Below are 15,750 nucleotides of genomic sequence, written 5' to 3' on the forward strand. Positions count from 1 at the left end.
CGGTCGCGATCCCACCGGAACCCACTGACAGGTGTCCGTACGAGACTGTCGGTTTTCTTGGAGCAGATGTAACGGTTTACGGTTACGTCCGCACACAGGTTCAACCGGTATCTGACTCCCACTTGCCGATACCAGAGCATGCTGGTACACCCCTTTCCCCCGCTGGCTGTCTTTCTCCGGCAATGACTTCGCTCCCGTCCACCGAACAGACAACCGCGTTGGATGTTCTCACGGAGCCACGACGGCGCTATCTCCTCGCGATACTGCTCGAGCACGAGGCCCCGTCCGAAACGGACCCTCAGTCGGCGTCGGAGGGAGTCTCGATCGGCGCGCTGGCAACTGCGGTCGCGGGGCTAGAACAGGACGCGGACGTCGCGGTCGTCACCGACGAGCAGTCCGGTCGCGTTCGCCTCACGCTGGTCCACGCCCATGTCCCGCGACTGGTCGACGCCGGACTAGTGGCCACATATACCGACGGCAACGCGATGACGGTCGCTCTCAGCGCTCATCCGATCCTCGAAGCCGAGTGGGTCCGGTCGATTCTCACCGATCCGACCGGCGAGGCGTTCCCCGCCGACGAGGCGACGCTGAATCGAACGCTCGAGGCGCTTCGCAGCCCGCGTCGTCGAACCGTCTGTGCCGCCCTCGCAAAGCGGCGCGGGGCCGTCCCCGTTTCCGATCTCGCCGCGACGGTCGCCGCGCGAGAGGCCGACGACGAGCCGGGGCCGGTCGCCGTCACAGAGTCAGCGTGTACCGCCGTCGAAACGTCACTCGTCCACGAGCATCTGCCGGCACTGTCGGCGGCAGGCCTCGTCGAGTACGACGCGGCGGCGCGAACGGTCTCGCTTGCGCTCGACGCACCGCTGTGGCAGGCCGACTGGGTGACCGAGGGGCCGCTCGCAGCCGTTGCCGAGTTCGTACGCCGCCGCGCCGAGCAGGGCGGCGCGGCTACTGTACCGCACGATTCGGATCGACCGACGGCTGATGCGACGCCAGCGGACGAGCCGACCGCAGAGGTCGCGCCAACGGAGACAGCGCCCGCACCGACGACGGGATCGTCGGCGACGACCGACGATCGGCTGCTCTGGACGCTGGCACGACCGCCTGCTGGCCGATCGTCGTCGCGATCGGATCGGGCCCCGAATACCCCATCGATCACGGAACGAGAAGAGCGATAAAGCCGACGTAAGCGCCGACGAGGACCACGCCGTCGAGTCGCGTAAGCTGTTGCCGATAGCCCATCATTCCGACCAGCAGGGCGGTGAACGCGACCATGATCGGAAGTTCGAACCGAAGTGTCGCGGGTGCGATTTCGATCGGAGTGATGAGGGCCACGATGCCAAGCACCGCGAGGATGTTGTAGATGTTCGATCCGACGACGTTCCCGACGGCAAAGGACGCGTGGCCACGGATCGCGCCCACGACCGAGGCCGCAAGCTCCGGCAGCGATGTCCCGAGTGCGAGTACTGTTAACCCGATAACCAGATCAGAAACACCAAGCGCCGATAGCAACCCCGTCCCGCCGGCGACGAGCCACCGCGAGCCGACCACGAGCACGAGTAGCCCACCGACGACGAGCGCCCCGTCTCGGACTGACACTCCCGACGCGTCGGCGTCGGGCTCGTCGACCATCGGGGCGGACTCCGCGTTGGCATAGTGGAGGATCGTCGCCGTAAACCCCGCGAGGACCACCAGCAAGAGGATGCCCTCGAGCCGACCGAGCTGGCCGTTCGCGCCGAGTGCGACCAGCAACAGCGCTGCAAGCACCATCACGGGGACGTGCTGGCGGACCACCTGATCGCTGATCTGCAACGGCTTGATGAGCGTAGTGATACCGAGCACCAGCCCGATGTTCGCGATGTTCGAGCCGACGATCGTGCCGAGGCCGATGTCGCTCGAGACGTTCAGCGCGCCGACCGCCGAGACGAACAGTTCGGGTGCGGTCGTCGCGAAGGCGACCACCGTCACGCCGACGGTCGCCGCACGGAGCCCGATGCCGAGTGCTAGCCGTCCTGCCCCCGCGACCAGCAACTCGGCACCGCCATACAGCGCGATGATCCCGCCCACGAGCAAGAGGAGATCGAGGGGGGTTCCAGGGAGCATAGCGGCGGCTACTCGTGACGGGGCTAAAAGCCACGCGAAACGGCCACCGGTCGCGAACACGGCTCGCGTGCGCCATTGGGTGCGCGCATGATAAGTCGCACATGAGCGATACCGGCAACACCGCCGGAAAGCCAGACCGATTATAGTCCCACCACTCCGACTGACAGACCGAGAATGGCTATGGACGTGTACGGCTTGCTCGGCAATCCGGTCGGCCACTCGCTGTCGCCGCCGATGCACGAGGCCGCCTACGACGAACTCGGGCTCGAGGCCCGCTACGTAACCTTCGAGCCCGACGAAGACGATATCGACGACGCGATCGCCGGGGCCGATGCGCTCGGGATCGCCGGACTGAACGTGACGATCCCGTTCAAACAGGACGCCCTCGAGATCGTCGCGCCCGAGGACCTGGCCGCTCGAATCGGCGCGGTCAACACGATCGACTTCTCGGGCTCGGGACCACCGACGGGCTACAACACCGACGCCGTCGGCGCGCTGCGCGCGTTACGCGACCACGACGTCACGATTCAGGACGCGCGGGCGGTCGTCGTCGGTGCCGGCGGTGCCGGCCGGGCGATCGCGTTCGGACTCGCCGACGCTGGTGCGACCGTCGCCATCGCCAACCGAACTGAGTCGAAAGCCCACGACCTCGCTGAGGAAGTGCCCCGCGCGACCGGCCACGGGTTGGCGGAGCTCGAGCAACTGGTCGCCGACGCCGACGTGCTGGTCAACGCCACGAGCGTGGGGATGGAATCGGACACGACGCCGGTTCCCGCCGACGCGCTCCACGAGGATCTGGCCGTCCTCGATGCGGTCTACAGCCCGCTCGAGACGCGACTGCTGCGCGATGCGGCCGACGCCGGCGCGACGACCGTCGACGGTGCGTGGATGTTACTCTATCAGGGCGTCGAGGCGTTCGAGATCTGGACCGGTCGGGATGCACCTGTCGACGTGATGAACGACGCACTTCGCTCGCGGCTGTAGGCTGACGGCGGGTACGACGGGAACCTTGACAGTATCAGGCGAATTTAAGTGCCGGAACCGACTATATCGAGATAATGGCACTCCTCCAGAAGCTGAAGTCCCTGTTGGGGTTCGGCGGGTCGGACTCGGAGCGCAGGCGCTCTCGAGAGGTCGGGGTAACGGTCGAACGGGACGGGACGGCGGACGAGCAACGCGAGACGACCGCCGGCGCGACTCGAGATCGGACGGAGGACGTGCGTGCCGAACCGCCACAGTCGGAGACCGCGGATACGGCGGACGAAGCGCCCGCGCAGACGGCCGACGCGGAGGCTGCTGCTGAACCGGACGCGACTGATTCCGAGACGGTCGGTGATGTCGAGACGACCGACGGTACTGACGCCGACCTCGAGGCTGACGCCGAACCAGCGGTCGATGCCGAATCCGGGCAGGAACCGGAACCAGAGCCGGAGCCGGAACCGGAACCGGACATCGAGACGGAACCACGAGTGGAACCCGAACCGGCGGTGGATGCTGAAGCTGAGCCGGAACCGGTCACCGAGATCAAGGGCATCGGACCAGCCTATGCCGACCGCCTCGCCGGTGCGGGCGTCGAAACCGTCGCCGAACTCGCCGTATCAGACGCCGCCGAACTCGCTGGCCAGACCGACATTTCCGAGAAACGCATTCAGGGCTGGATCGACCGCGCCGAAGTCCGATAACGAAGCGGCCAGACACCCGTCGACTCCCATCTCACGTCAGCGTTTCGCTGGACCCGCCGTTCACCGCTATTTTCCGCGCTGTTGCCCACAATAGCCCCGAAATCGCAAGATGATTACCTGCCGACTGCATCCCGCTCGACATGAGCGATCCGCGCGTCGTGACGACGCTCGACTCGTTTCGCGCCGCCGCATGTCGCCGCGGTGGGGCGGCTGCGGACCACGCCGCGTCGCAAGTGCCAAGCGACCGCCGCATCCCCGTCGAAGTCCGCGTGACCGTCAGCGATCCGTTTCTCGCCTATCGTCGCGCCCGTGACGGCGACGGCGGCGCGTTCCTCGAGACGACCGGTGGCCAGCCCGGCTGGGGCTACTTCGGCGTCGATCCCGTCGAGCGGCTCACGGTCGGCTCCGACGCCGTTTTACGAGCACCGAACGATCGATCGCCGACGCTGGCCGCACTCGAGGGCCTGCTCGCGGACGATCACCTTGCTCGCGGAGAGTGTGACGTTCCCTACCCCTGCGGAGCCATCGGCTGGCTCTCCTACGACGTCGCCCGCGAACTCGAGTCCCTGCCCGAGTCGGCTGTCGATGATCGAGGATTACCTCGGCTCGAGGTCGCGGTCTACGACCGCCTTGCCGCCTGGGAAGCGCCGACAGCGGGCGAGGTGACGCTGCGGATCACGGCCTGCCCGCGGGTCGGCGGCGACGTGACCGACCCCGAGGACGCCGCCCTCAAGGCGGCCTACGAACGTGGCCGCGAGCGCGCGCTCGACCTCGCCGACGCCGTTCGCGAGGACGACCCGGAGATCGGTGAACCGCCGGTCTCGCGGTCCGACGCGACCTTCGAGAGCGACTGTGGTCGGGAGGCCTTTGCCGATCGCGTGCGGCAGGTCAAGAAGTACGTCCACGACGGCGATACGTTTCAAGCAAACATCTCCCAGCGGCTGGTCGCACCCGCCGCGGTCCACCCTGTTGCCGCCTACGATGCCCTGCGACGGGTCAATCCGGCACCCTACTCCTGTCTGCTTGAGTTCCGGGCAGCCGAGCTGGTGAGCGCAAGTCCCGAACTCCTTCTCGAGCGCGACGACGAGTTCGTTCGGACGGAACCCATCGCGGGAACCCGACCGCGTGGTGAGACACCAGCCGAAGACACTGCTCTCGAGACCGACTTGCTCACCGACGAGAAAGAACGCGCCGAACACGCGATGTTGGTCGACTTAGAGCGCAACGACCTCGGAAAGGTCTGTGCGTATGGCTCCGTCGACATCGCGGAGTACCGCCGGATCGACCGCTACTCGGAGGTAATGCACCTCGTATCGGACGTCACAGGGCGATTGCGCCCGGACGCGTCCCTCTCCGACGCCATCGCAGCGGTCTTCCCCGGCGGGACGATCACCGGCGCACCGAAACCGCGGACGATGGCGATCATCGACGAACTCGAGGCGACCCGGCGCGGCCCCTACACGGGTAGCGTCGGCATCTTCGGCTTCGACGGCCGAGCCACCCTGAATATCGTTATCCGGACGCTGGTCCACCACGCCGACGAGTACCACCTGCGAGTCGGCGCGGGGATCGTCCACGACTCCGATCCGACCAGCGAGTACGACGAGACACTCGCCAAGGCCCGCGCGCTCATTACGGCGGTCGACGAGGCGCTCGGTGAGCGAGCCGACCTGGGGCTCGAGGCGGAAACCGACATCCCTCACGAGCCGACCGACGGCGGTGATCGCAGTGACTAACTCCCGTATCCTTGTTGTCGATAACTACGATTCGTTCGCGTACAACCTCGTCCAATACGTGGGTGAGGTAGCCGACGAGGTCGTCCGGCGCAACGACGAGATCGACCTCGCGGGCGTGCGCGACCTCGAGCCCACCGGCATCGTCGTCTCACCGGGGCCGGGCACTCCACAGGAGGCCGGGATCTCGATCCCGCTGTTCGCCGAGACCGAGTACCCCATCCTCGGGGTCTGTCTCGGCCATCAGGCGCTGTGTGCCGCCGAAGGCGCGCCAGTCGTTCACGCTCCCGAGGTCGTCCACGGGAAGCCGTCGATGATCAGTCACGACGGCGAGGGACTCTTCGCGGGACTGCCGTCGACGTTTCGGGTCGGGCGCTACCACTCGCTCGCGGTCGAGCGCGCGGAGCTGCCGGCCACGCTCGAGGAAACCGCTCAGACGGCTGACGAGCGCGGCGTCCTGATGGCGGTTCGCCACCGCGAGAAGCCCCATCTCGGCGTGCAGTTTCACCCGGAAAGCATCCTCACACGATCACAGCCGGACGCGACGACCGGTTCGGAGACGGGTGCTGGCGAAGAAATTTCGCTCGCGCTCGGCAAACGACTGATCGAAAACTTCTGTCGGTTCGCCGCGAGGGCCGACCGGAACACGGAGGCGAACGATGGATAAAGAACTGCGCTACCACGTCGACGGTGACCTCGTTCCTGCCAGCGAGGCTACCGTCAGCGTCGACGATCGGGGGTTTCGCTACGGCGATGCCGCCTTCGAGACGCTACGGGCCTACGGCGGGACGATCTTCGCGTGGGACGCGCATCTCGAGCGCCTCGAGCGTACCTGCGAGGCCCTGTCGCTCGAGCACGGGCTGACGGCGGCAGACCTCCGTGGGCGAATCGACGGGACGCTCGCGGCGAACGACCTCGCGGACGCCTACGTCCGCCTCTCGATCACGCGCGGCGTCCAGCCTGGGAAACTCACGCCTCAGCCCGACGTCGAGCCGACGATCGTGGTCTACGCCAACCCGTTGCCCCGCGGCGGGGTCGCGGGTGAATCCATCTGGGACGAACCGGCGACGGTCGAGACGGTCGCGACTCGTCGCGTCCCCGACGAGGCGATTCCGGCTGCAGCCAAGACTCACAACTACCTGAACGGAATCCTCGCGCGCGCAGAACTCGAGGCCGACGCGGACGAAGCGCTCATGTGCGATCTCGAGGGCCACATCGCGGAAGGGGCAACGAGCAACCTTTGGTTCGTCCGTGACGGCGAGCTCTACACGCCGACGACCGACGGATCGGTGTTGCCGGGGATCACCCGGCAAATCGTGCTCGAGCTCGCTCGGGACGCTGGCATCGCAGTCCACGAGGGCTCGTACGAGCCGGCCGACGTTCACGGTGCTGCCGAGGCGTTTCTGACCAATCGGACCTGGGAACTGCGCCCGATCGCGACGCTCGACGGCCACGAGATCGGTGGCGGTCCAGTCACGGAACGGCTCTCGCGGCGCTACGACGAGCGGGTCGAACGGACGTGTTACCAGTAGTCGAGTCCCAGTCCATGCTCCGGGAAGTCGCTCACGTTGGCTTGACGAGCACCCGTGTCGACTCGTTCGATTCGTCAGGTGTCTCGACTAGTTCCCGCTTCGTCCCTGCAAGCTCGAGGACGAATTCACTCCCGAACGCGCTCGCGGGTGTCTGGAATCCGTCTGGGACGGAGTTTTGATCCTCGAGCATCCGTTCGGCGGCTACCACCGCTGCTTCAGCGGTCAGCGCGTAGGGGTTGGGCGTTCGCAGGCGGGCCCGCGTCCGTCGGCTGGTCTCCGCGTCGGTGACCTCGCCCCAGACGACCGCGCTATCGGCCGCCAGTTGTGCTCCGTCCGGCCCGTCGAGACGGGTGTCGATGACCCGCTTCAGCAGGCGCTTGACCGGCCCGCGCTCGAGCAGCCACCCCAGCGAATCGGCAGCCGCCAGTCCTCTCGTCGCCCACGACGGTGCGGCGGCGTAGACCTCGACCGACTCGATGCCGGTGCTGTGGGCTGCGGTGACGACGTCGCCCCACGGGATCGTGACGGCGTGTTCGGGGCCGTCGCCGAAGTCGATCGCGCGCGTTCGGAACGCGGCCGGCACCTGAATGAGTCGGCCGTTCCGGCGGACGACACCGCCGCTGCCGAGGTGTTCGACGAGCGTTCGGGCGGTGCCCCGCGAGAGCCCGCCGTCGCTTTTGATCCCCAGTCGAAGCGTGTCGGCAGCGGGGAGTTGGTCGGCGAGGAAGGCCGCCAGACAGTCCGACGGCACGACGTCGAAGCCGACGCCGGGCAGGAGCGTGACCTCCGTCTCGCGGGCCGCGTCGTCGCGCTGGCGGAGAGACTCGAAGACCGGAAACTCGCCGGTGATGTCGAGATAATCCGTGCCCGTCTCGAGACAGGCCGTGACGAGTGGCTCGGCGGTGTCGACGAACGGCCCTGCACAGTTGACCACGGCGTCGAAGCGCTCGAGATGGGACGCGGGGTCGTCCGACTCGAGGTCGATGACCCGGCCTTCGACACCGAGAGCGTCGGCTTGGCGTGCAACTGCGCGGCCGTCACGGCCAGCGACGACGGGCGAGCCCCCCTGTGCAACCGCCTCGCGTGCGATCAGCCGCCCCGTATAGCCGTAGGCGCCGTAGATGAGAAGGGCGTCCATAGGCCGCGTTCGTCGGAGAAGGATTTAAAGTTCAGTCAGACACGTGCTTGCACGATGGCGTAACGTTCAGGCCCGCAGATCAGTAACGGATGCAGTGATGGACACAGGACGAATCACGGCGCTGTCGGATGTCCCCGCCGACTCGACGGTCTGCTTTCGTGTGGCCGACGGATCGGATGAGATCCAGGAAGCGATTCTCGTCAGGAACGAGGGGGTGGCGACCGACGGCGGCGATACGACCGCCGCTGTCGAGGACGCGGTCTCCTGCTGGTTGAACTACTGCCAGCATCTTACGCACATCAAACTCGACAAGGGGTCAGGCGCGCCAATGCGAGACGGCGAACTCATCTGTGCAAATCACGGCGCGTACTTCGAGGCCGACTCCGGTTGCTGTACGTTCGGTCCCTGTGAAGGTGCCTATCTCACCGGTCTCGAGGTGACCGTCGAGGATGGCGACGTCTACCTGACTGACGACGACTACGCGTTCGTCGGTCTCGGCCCGGTCGAGACTGACGACTGTGATCGCGCCTCGAGTTCGAACGTCGAGTTCTAGATGGTGGCTGGCGCGACCAGGTCCCGCTCCTGATCGTACTCGAGCAGGCCAGCGTCGACCAGCCGCGGCAGGTGGTCGTGGTAGAGGGACAGATAGACCTCTTTGACGCGTTCGGCCGAAATGTTTCGCACGGTGTGGCCCGTTTCGCGGGCCGCGACCTCTTCGGCTGCGTCGGGCAGCGTCACCTCCTCACCGTAGCTGCGCATGACCGACAGCAGCAGCCGGCGGCGCCGGTCGGCAAGCAGGGAGAACACGTCGTCGAGCGTTTCGGCCGCCGGATCCGGCTCGTCGGTCTCGTCAAGCCAGTCGAGTACCGTCCGCACGATCTCGACGCAGTCACGCTCCGAATGAGATCTGGAAGTCATGTGTGGTCCGTCGTCCTCGAGCAGCCGCGACTGGGACGGATCGGCGGACGCCTCATACGGACTCCTGTCAGTCGGTTCCGGCGCACCCGCAGGACGGATGGCGGGTGCGCCGGGACATCGGTACGGCAGACCGTATCAGCGGGCCGTGACGCCGCCACGCGCTCGAGAGTTCGTGTCGGGTTCTCGCTTGCCCGATAAATATTAGTATCGGATCTACTTGGCAATGGCCATAGAATAGTGACAGTTGATCGTTAATGAGCGTCTGGTTCGGCTACTCGATCGTGAACGTCGGCTCGTCGATGGACTCGCTTTTGCACTCGGGACACCGCGAGGGGAGGTTCAGCAGGTCGTCGTAGTCGTCGAACCCGCAGTCTCGACACGTCGGCGGTGCGACGAGTAGCTGCTCGTCAGTGCCGTCGACCGACCGGGAGACGTGTTCGACGTGGCGGACAACCGCGTGTGGCGTCAGATCGAGCTGGGTGGCCAGCTCGCTTGGCGTCGCCGGCTCGGCACGCAGCGCATCGGCGAGCTTCTGTCGCGTCGTTTCGTCGGCCTCGCGCATACGTCCCCTCAGGCGGTGTGTGATTTTATACTGTCGGACAGCAGTCACGGCGCAGGTCGTTCGTCTCCGTCGTGGATACCACGCTCTCGCTCTCTTACTGCTTCGGGGTTTCGAGCGTGTTAGACCCTATCACTCGAGAAAGGGCAAGTGACTTGGACCCCGCAGGTGAACACCGGCCTATGAAGGCAGTCGTCCTTGCAGGCGGGTACGCGACGCGAATGTGGCCGATTACCAAACACCGGCCCAAGATGTTCCTCCCGATCGGCGAGTCGACCGTCATCGACCGCATCTTCGCGGAACTCGAGGCCGACGAGCGGATCGACGAGGTCTACGTCAGCACCAACGAGCGGTTCGCGCCGGATTTCGAGGCCCACCTCGCCGACAGCGAGTTCGACAAGCCCCGGCTCTCGGTCGAGGAGACGACCGAGGAAGACGACAAGTTCGGCGTCGTCGGTGCGCTCGCTCAGTTGATCGACCGCGAGAACGTCGACGACGACCTGCTGATCATCGCCGGCGACAACCTGATCAGCTTCGACGTGTCGGACTTCCTCGATTACTTCCAGTCTCATGACGCCTCCACGCTCGCCGCCTACGATGTCGGTTCCCGCGAGAAAGCCAAATCCTACGGCCTCGTCGAACTCGAGGGCGACCGTGTCGTCGACTTCCAAGAGAAACCCGACGACCCAAAGAGCACGCTCGTCTCGATCGCCTGCTATGCGTTCCCGCAGGAATCGCTCGACTTGCTCCCGACCTACCTCGAGGACGGCAACAACCCTGACGAGCCCGGCTGGTTCGTCCAGTGGCTCCAGAACCGCGAGGCCACCTACGCCTACACCTTCGAGGGCGCGTGGTTCGACATCGGTACCCCCGAGAGCTACCTCGACGCCGTCGCCTGGCACCTCGATGGCGACTCGCTGGTCGCCGACTCGGCGACGCTGGAAGACGCCACGATCGGCGAGAACGTCCACGTGATGGAGGATGTGACCCTCGAGGGCACCGACCTCGAGCACACCGTCATCTTCCCGGATGCGACGGTCACGAACGGCGACATCCGCCGCTCGATCATCGACGAGGGGACCCGAATCGAAGATCTCGACCTCGCCGGGGCGCTGATCGGGGCCCACACGACGATCACGAACGGCTCCGAGTAGGTCCGGCTCACGCCCCACTCGCCCGGAACCGTCGATACACCTATAGGTCTACCGTGTGACAGCAGTGGACAACGCGAATGCATCGCGACGATGCGGTTCGGATGGCGCTCGAGCCGTACGCCGATGGCGTTCCACACGCGGAACTCGCACGGGACTTTCTCGAGCATCGACGCTGGACTGGCGACGAGCCGCTGTTGCTCGTCGCGGAGGCTGCCGCGTCGTCGACCGGTCAAGGGTTCGTCGACGGGATCAAACCAACCGTCGAGCGATTTCGAGACGCGTTCGTCGCGACCGATCGGGTCACATCGTTTTCGGCGCTGGCTGCCATCGACCGCGAGGACGACGACCTCGTGGCGGCGCTGGGTGCCCAGCGCAAGCGAAGCGTCCTCATCGAGATTGCACGCGTCCTCGCTGATCGGCCGGAGCCCGACGACCTCGCCGCGCTCGAGGCGTGGGCCGCGACGGCCGACCACTACCGGTACGACGAGGACCCGATCGGGTCGATTTCGGGGGTTGGCCCCGCGACGTTCCAGTACCTGCGCCAGCTCGCCGGGGTCGGTACGCCGCGGCCGGACCCGACCGCCGAACGGCTGCTCGAGGCCGTCGTCGACGACCCGTCGGACGATCGCCTCCTGCGAGTGGCTCGCGTTCGTCTCAGGGTATCGCCCGCTCGAACTCGACCGGATCGCGTGGTGGATCGCCACCGACCCGGACGATCGTGAGGCGAGGCTCGAGGCTGCGTGCCCGTAATCGGACCCCCCGTCAACTCCCGTGCTTGCAGCCTCGGTTCACCACACCGGACGGCTTTAGCGGATTCCAATCGATAGCCCACGTATGAGACGTGCTAGCGACGTGTCTCGAGTGACTAGTTCGAAGCTGTCGGCGACGGCCATGGGTGATCGGCCGTGATCGACGATCGGGACCGTCTCGCATCGACCGACGCCCACGATGTCGCACTCGACTGCATCGAGGCCGGAATCGAAGCAGGCCACCCGCGAACGGTCGTCCGCGACGCCGTCGCGCTCGAGGGAGAGACCCTCCGCGTCGGCGACGCGACCTACGATCTCCGCGAGTACGACGAGCTCGTCGTCCTCGGTGGCGGTAACGCCGCTGCCCACGTCGCCGCGGCGCTCGAGGAGATCCTCGGCGACCGGATCGACGGCGGCGTGGTCGTCACGGACGACCCGGTCGAGACGGCACGGGTCGAGGTTCGCGAGGGCGACCATCCCGTCCCGAGCGAGCGCGGAGTCGCGGGGACGCGCGACTTGCTCGACACAGCGGACGCGACCGGCGAGGACACGCTCGTGCTGGCGGCGATCACCGGTGGCGGGAGCGCACTCATGCCAGCCCCCGCCGGTGAGATCTCGCTTGCGGATCTGCAAGCGACCACCGACGCGCTGCTCGCGAGCGGGGCCGACATCGACGAGATCAACGCCGTCCGCAAGCATCTCTCGGCGCTGAAAGGCGGGCGGCTGGCCCGCCGCGTTTCCCCTGCGACGGTCGTTGCGGTACTTTTGAGCGACGTCGTGGGAAACGACCCGAGCGTCATCGCGAGTGGCCCGCTGGCTCCCGACGAGTCGACGTATTCGGACGCGCTCGCGGTCCTCGAGCGCTACGACATCGACGCGCCCACGGCCGTCGTCGACCGATTCGAACGCGGCACAGCCGGTGCGATTGCCGAAACGCCGGCTAGCGATGACTCTGTGTTCGAGCGCGTTTCGACACAGATCGTCGCCGACGGAATGACGGCGCTCGAGGCAGCTCGCGAGACGGCGGCCGACCGTGGCTACGAGCCGCTCGTCCTTTCCTCGCGGATTCGCGGGGAGGCCCGCGAGGCGGCGACGGTTCATATGGGGATTGCCGAAGAGGTTCGCGCCACGGGGACCCCCGTTTCACCGCCGGCTGTGCTCCTCTCGGGCGGCGAGACGACGGTGACGATCCGCGGCGACGGGACGGGTGGTCCGAATCAGGAGTTCGCGATGAGCGCAGCGCTCGCGCTTGCAAACGAGAGGGAGACTGAGAACAGCGACGGAGTGGGCAGCGACATCACGGTCGCCGCGGTCGACACTGACGGGATCGACGGCGTGACCGACGCTGCCGGTGCGCTCGTCGACGGGACGACCGTCAAAGAGCCCGACAGCGCACGCGACGCACTCGCCGAAAACGATGTCTTCCCGTCTCTCGAGTCGCGACACGCGCTGGTTCGAACGGGACCCACGGGAACGAACCTGAACGATCTGCGGGTACTGGTCGTCGAATAGCGCTAAATCTCCGCGTTCGGCGCAAGCGCGTCGATCACGCGACAGGCGTTTTTCGAGAACGCTCGCCGTAACAGGTCTTCGGAGACATCGAGGGTAAGGATCTCCATGACCGCGACGTTGGGGTGACAGGCGGGCGCACCGCTGCCGAAGAAGACGCGATCCGGATGCTCGAGCAGTGCACGCTCGAGGTATTCGCGATAGCGGACGAAACTCGTCTCGAGGTAGCAGTCGTCGTACTCCGCCAAGAGGTCGATCATATCGCTCATCAGCGAGCGATCCAGCGGATAGCCGCCGAAGTGGCCGACGATGACGGGAAACGACCGCTCGAGAAGGGTTTCGGCGAGGGTTTCGGGCGGTGCATCGACACCGCCGCGAACGATCACGGGGAGATCGACGTCCTCGAGAGCCGTGAGAACGTCGTCGTCGGGGTAGCCGTCGACGGTCGGATCGAGGACGAAGCCGTGGAAGCGGTCGTCGTACGCGTATTTCTCGATATCGCCTGGAGTGGTATGGTGGTCATCGCGGCGGCTGACGGCGTTGCGGAGCCGTCCGGTCGTCTTCTGTCCTGGCGTCTGGGTGCCGTTGATCCGGGCGAACGAGACGAATGGCCGGTCGACGCTGCGTCTGGCGACGCCGTTGTTCGGCGCGACGTAGCTCGTCTCCGGTGTCGACGGCGGGAAGACGACCGCTTTCGTGATTCCGGCCTGGTGCATCTCCCGCTCGAGCCGATCCGCCGTAATCGTGTGTCCCTGTGAGGCTCCCCCGCCATCGGTTGACGGCAATCGTGTCGAGAGGTCCACCACCCGAAACCCGTGTTCCAACTCCAGCATTCCCACCCGGGTGTTCCGAGTCGACCTATATTGTGCTACCGGCCGGTGTCGGCCGGTCGTGTGGCTCGGAGGCACGTACAATCGCAAGACGGAGCGGTGATTCGAGGGAAAGATTTATATAGAAGTGCTGACGACATGGTTAGTGAGGATCAACGATGGCACAACAGCGACGCATGGGCGGACAGCCTATGTTCATTCTGAGCGAGGACAGTCAGCGAACGCAGGGCCGCGACGCCCAATCGTCGAACATCATGGCCGGCAAGGCCGTCGCCGAGTCGGTACGTACCACACTCGGGCCCCGCGGCATGGACAAGATGCTCGTCGACTCCGGCGGGGACGTCGTCATCACGAACGATGGCGCGACCATTTTGAACGAGATGGATATCGAACACCCCGCGGCCCAGATGATCGTCGAAGTCGCCGACTCTCAGGAAGAGGAAGTCGGTGACGGGACGACGACCGCGGCCGTCATCGCCGGCAACCTGCTCGGCGAGGCCGAGGACTTAATCGAGCAAGACGTCCACGCGACGACCATCGTCGAGGGCTATCACGAGGCCGCCGAGATCGCCCTCGAGGCGATCGCCGAAGAGGTCGGCGAGGCCGACGTCGACGACGAGGTACTCCAGCAGGTCGCCGAGTCGAGCATGACCGGCAAGGGTACCGGTGGGCTCACCGCCGCCTCCTTAGCCGAGACGGTCGTCGAGGCGATCAGCCACGTCGATACTGGCGAGGGCGTCCAGCGGGAGAACGTCACCGTCCACACCCAGATCGGCGCCTCCTCGAACGCGACCGAACTCGTCCCCGGGATCATCGTCGACGAGGAACCCGCCCACGACGGCATGCCGAGTACGGTCGAGGACGCGTCGATCGCCATCCTGGACGTCGAACTCGACGTCCGAACCGGCGACGTCGACGCCGAGTACGCCATCGACTCGATCGACCAGCTCAACGCGGCCATCGATGCCGAGGAAGGCGAACTCGAGGGCTACGCCGAGACCATCGCCGACAGCGGGGCCGACGTCGTCTTCACGACAGAGGACGTCAACGACCGCGTCGCCACCGCACTTGCCAACGAGGGACTCCTCGTCTTCGAGGGGCTGGGCGACAGCGACGCCCGGCAGGTCGCCTCCGCAACCGGCGCACGCCGCGTCGGCGCACTCGACGACCTCGAGGAATCGGACTTCGGCTCCGCCGACCGGATCCACACCGAGACCTTCGCCGGCGACGACCTCGCGTTCGTCGAGGGCGGCGCGGCCGCGGAGACGGTGACCGTCTTCGTCCGCGGCGGCACCGAACACGTCGTCGACGAACTCGAGCGCGCCATCGGTGACGCACTCGACGTCGTCGCGACCGCACTCGAGTCAGGCGAGGTCGTCCCCGGTGCGGGCGCGACCGAGATCGCGATCGCGGACAAGATCCGCCAGGAAGCTGCCGGCATCGAGGGCCGCAAACAGCTCGCCGTGACGGCCTTCGCCGACGCGCTCGACGTCGTCCCACGGACGCTGGCCGCCAACACCGGCCGCGACCCCATCGACGCGCTCGTGGATCTCCGTGCCGCCCACGAGTCCGAGGGCCGAGCCGGCCTGATCACCGACGGTGACGAGGTCACGATCGCCGATCCCTTCGAGTACGGCGTCGTCGACCCCGCTGACGTCAAACGCGAAGCCGTCGAGAGCGCCACCGAAGCCGCGACGATGATCGTCCGCATCGACGACGTCATCGCCGCCGAGTAACGTCGCTGTCACGACTCTCGGTTTATTTTTCGTCGCTGATTGACCGTCCTCAGTGGCTTCTATTGATCGGCCAACAGTGTTAAGTGCTAATAATTAACACTCATATA

The 15,750-nt window shown here is 66.2% G+C and carries 15 protein-coding genes and 1 pseudogene; 11 read left to right on the forward strand and 5 right to left on the reverse strand.

What is annotated here, in order from left to right; translation table 11 throughout:
* The first annotated feature begins 182 nt into the window (after positions 1–182).
* Entirely contained in the window at positions 183–1,178 is a 996-nt protein-coding gene (locus E2L06_RS02855) for a hypothetical protein (RefSeq protein ID WP_138778421.1), read from the forward strand.
* On the opposite strand, the gene E2L06_RS02860 is transcribed toward E2L06_RS02855, so the two are convergent.
* The gene (locus tag E2L06_RS02860) at positions 1,156–2,103 is read right to left on the reverse strand and encodes a calcium/sodium antiporter (protein WP_138778423.1); all 948 of its coding nucleotides are present in this window, start codon (positions 2,101–2,103) and stop codon (positions 1,156–1,158) included. The genes E2L06_RS02855 and E2L06_RS02860 overlap by 23 nt on opposite strands.
* A 180-nt stretch (positions 2,104–2,283) precedes the next feature.
* On the opposite strand from E2L06_RS02860, the gene E2L06_RS02865 reads away from it, so the two are divergent.
* From E2L06_RS02865 to E2L06_RS02885, 5 genes are all read left to right on the forward strand, one after another.
* Complete coding sequence (locus E2L06_RS02865; RefSeq protein WP_138782483.1) at positions 2,284–3,087, forward strand: shikimate dehydrogenase; 804 nt, start codon at positions 2,284–2,286, stop codon at positions 3,085–3,087.
* A 74-nt stretch (positions 3,088–3,161) separates the two neighbouring features.
* Positions 3,162–3,785, forward strand: a complete 624-nt coding sequence (locus E2L06_RS02870) for a helix-hairpin-helix domain-containing protein (RefSeq protein WP_138778425.1) — start codon at positions 3,162–3,164, stop codon at positions 3,783–3,785.
* A gap of 140 nt (positions 3,786–3,925) precedes the next feature.
* Positions 3,926–5,521, forward strand: coding sequence for an aminodeoxychorismate synthase, component I (gene pabB, locus E2L06_RS02875; protein ID WP_138778427.1), 1,596 nt, complete (start codon positions 3,926–3,928; stop codon positions 5,519–5,521).
* Complete coding sequence (locus E2L06_RS02880) at positions 5,505–6,185, forward strand: anthranilate synthase component II (RefSeq protein ID WP_394348730.1); 681 nt, start codon at positions 5,505–5,507, stop codon at positions 6,183–6,185. The genes pabB and E2L06_RS02880 overlap by 17 nt, the downstream gene beginning before the upstream one ends.
* Positions 6,178–7,050, forward strand: a complete 873-nt coding sequence (locus tag E2L06_RS02885) for an aminotransferase class IV (RefSeq protein ID WP_138778429.1) — start codon at positions 6,178–6,180, stop codon at positions 7,048–7,050. The genes E2L06_RS02880 and E2L06_RS02885 overlap by 8 nt, the downstream gene beginning before the upstream one ends.
* 31 nt (positions 7,051–7,081) lie before the next feature.
* Here E2L06_RS02885 and E2L06_RS02890 read toward each other — a convergent pair whose 3' ends face one another.
* Complete coding sequence (locus E2L06_RS02890) at positions 7,082–8,188, reverse strand: trans-acting enoyl reductase family protein (RefSeq protein ID WP_138778431.1); 1,107 nt, start codon at positions 8,186–8,188, stop codon at positions 7,082–7,084.
* A gap of 97 nt (positions 8,189–8,285) precedes the next feature.
* On the opposite strand from E2L06_RS02890, the gene E2L06_RS02895 reads away from it, so the two are divergent.
* The gene (locus E2L06_RS02895) at positions 8,286–8,741 is read left to right on the forward strand and encodes a Rieske 2Fe-2S domain-containing protein (RefSeq protein ID WP_138778433.1); all 456 of its coding nucleotides are present in this window, start codon (positions 8,286–8,288) and stop codon (positions 8,739–8,741) included.
* Here the strand turns inward: E2L06_RS02895 and E2L06_RS02900 are convergent.
* Both E2L06_RS02900 and E2L06_RS02905 read right to left on the reverse strand, forming a co-directional pair.
* Positions 8,738–9,106 (reverse strand): hypothetical protein, encoded by a 369-nt coding sequence (locus tag E2L06_RS02900; RefSeq protein ID WP_138778435.1) that lies wholly within the window; start codon positions 9,104–9,106, stop codon positions 8,738–8,740. The genes E2L06_RS02895 and E2L06_RS02900 overlap by 4 nt on opposite strands.
* A gap of 271 nt (positions 9,107–9,377) precedes the next feature.
* Positions 9,378–9,668 (reverse strand): transcriptional regulator, encoded by a 291-nt coding sequence (locus E2L06_RS02905; protein WP_008009258.1) that lies wholly within the window; start codon positions 9,666–9,668, stop codon positions 9,378–9,380.
* Positions 9,669–9,847: 179 nt separating this feature from the next.
* Between E2L06_RS02905 and E2L06_RS02910 the strand changes: the two genes are divergently transcribed.
* The 3 genes and pseudogenes from E2L06_RS02910 to E2L06_RS02920 all read left to right on the forward strand — a co-directional run bounded on the left by E2L06_RS02910 (position 9,848) and on the right by E2L06_RS02920 (position 13,080).
* Complete coding sequence (locus E2L06_RS02910; RefSeq protein ID WP_138778437.1) at positions 9,848–10,819, forward strand: sugar phosphate nucleotidyltransferase; 972 nt, start codon at positions 9,848–9,850, stop codon at positions 10,817–10,819.
* Positions 10,820–10,896: 77 nt separating this feature from the next.
* Positions 10,897–11,569: pseudogene (locus E2L06_RS02915) on the forward strand (hypothetical protein).
* Between the two features lie 155 nt (positions 11,570–11,724).
* Positions 11,725–13,080, forward strand: a complete 1,356-nt coding sequence (locus tag E2L06_RS02920) for a glycerate kinase (protein WP_138778439.1) — start codon at positions 11,725–11,727, stop codon at positions 13,078–13,080.
* A gap of 2 nt (positions 13,081–13,082) precedes the next feature.
* Here E2L06_RS02920 and E2L06_RS02925 read toward each other — a convergent pair whose 3' ends face one another.
* Positions 13,083–13,910: an amidohydrolase family protein gene (locus tag E2L06_RS02925; RefSeq protein WP_138778441.1), complete on the reverse strand. Its 828-nt coding sequence runs from the start codon at positions 13,908–13,910 to the stop codon at positions 13,083–13,085.
* A 188-nt stretch (positions 13,911–14,098) separates the two neighbouring features.
* On the opposite strand from E2L06_RS02925, the gene thsA reads away from it, so the two are divergent.
* Positions 14,099–15,643 carry a thermosome subunit alpha gene (thsA, locus tag E2L06_RS02930; protein ID WP_138782485.1) on the forward strand — a complete coding sequence of 515 codons (1,545 nt, stop codon included), beginning with the start codon at positions 14,099–14,101 and terminating at the stop codon, positions 15,641–15,643.
* Positions 15,644–15,750: the final 107 nt, after the last annotated feature.

The organism is Haloterrigena sp. H1, from assembly GCF_005938085.1.
Classification (GTDB): Archaea; Halobacteriota; Halobacteria; order Halobacteriales; family Natrialbaceae; genus Natrinema.

Excerpts from the sequence above, each read along its gene's own strand:
- E2L06_RS02855 (WP_138778421.1), top strand. The coding sequence starts at position 183 with ATGACTTCGCTCCCGTCCACCGAACAGACAACCGCGTTGGATGTTCTC.
- E2L06_RS02860 (WP_138778423.1), bottom strand. The coding sequence starts at position 2,103 with ATGCTCCCTGGAACCCCCCTCGATCTCCTCTTGCTCGTGGGCGGGATC.
- E2L06_RS02865 (WP_138782483.1), top strand. The coding sequence starts at position 2,284 with ATGGACGTGTACGGCTTGCTCGGCAATCCGGTCGGCCACTCGCTGTCG.
- E2L06_RS02870 (WP_138778425.1), top strand. The coding sequence starts at position 3,162 with ATGGCACTCCTCCAGAAGCTGAAGTCCCTGTTGGGGTTCGGCGGGTCG.
- pabB (WP_138778427.1), top strand. The coding sequence starts at position 3,926 with ATGAGCGATCCGCGCGTCGTGACGACGCTCGACTCGTTTCGCGCCGCC.
- E2L06_RS02885 (WP_138778429.1), top strand. The coding sequence starts at position 6,178 with ATGGATAAAGAACTGCGCTACCACGTCGACGGTGACCTCGTTCCTGCC.
- E2L06_RS02890 (WP_138778431.1), bottom strand. The coding sequence starts at position 8,188 with ATGGACGCCCTTCTCATCTACGGCGCCTACGGCTATACGGGGCGGCTG.
- E2L06_RS02895 (WP_138778433.1), top strand. The coding sequence starts at position 8,286 with ATGGACACAGGACGAATCACGGCGCTGTCGGATGTCCCCGCCGACTCG.
- E2L06_RS02900 (WP_138778435.1), bottom strand. The coding sequence starts at position 9,106 with ATGACTTCCAGATCTCATTCGGAGCGTGACTGCGTCGAGATCGTGCGG.
- E2L06_RS02905 (WP_008009258.1), bottom strand. The coding sequence starts at position 9,668 with ATGCGCGAGGCCGACGAAACGACGCGACAGAAGCTCGCCGATGCGCTG.
- E2L06_RS02910 (WP_138778437.1), top strand. The coding sequence starts at position 9,848 with ATGAAGGCAGTCGTCCTTGCAGGCGGGTACGCGACGCGAATGTGGCCG.
- E2L06_RS02925 (WP_138778441.1), bottom strand. The coding sequence starts at position 13,910 with ATGCTGGAGTTGGAACACGGGTTTCGGGTGGTGGACCTCTCGACACGA.
- thsA (WP_138782485.1), top strand. The coding sequence starts at position 14,099 with ATGTTCATTCTGAGCGAGGACAGTCAGCGAACGCAGGGCCGCGACGCC.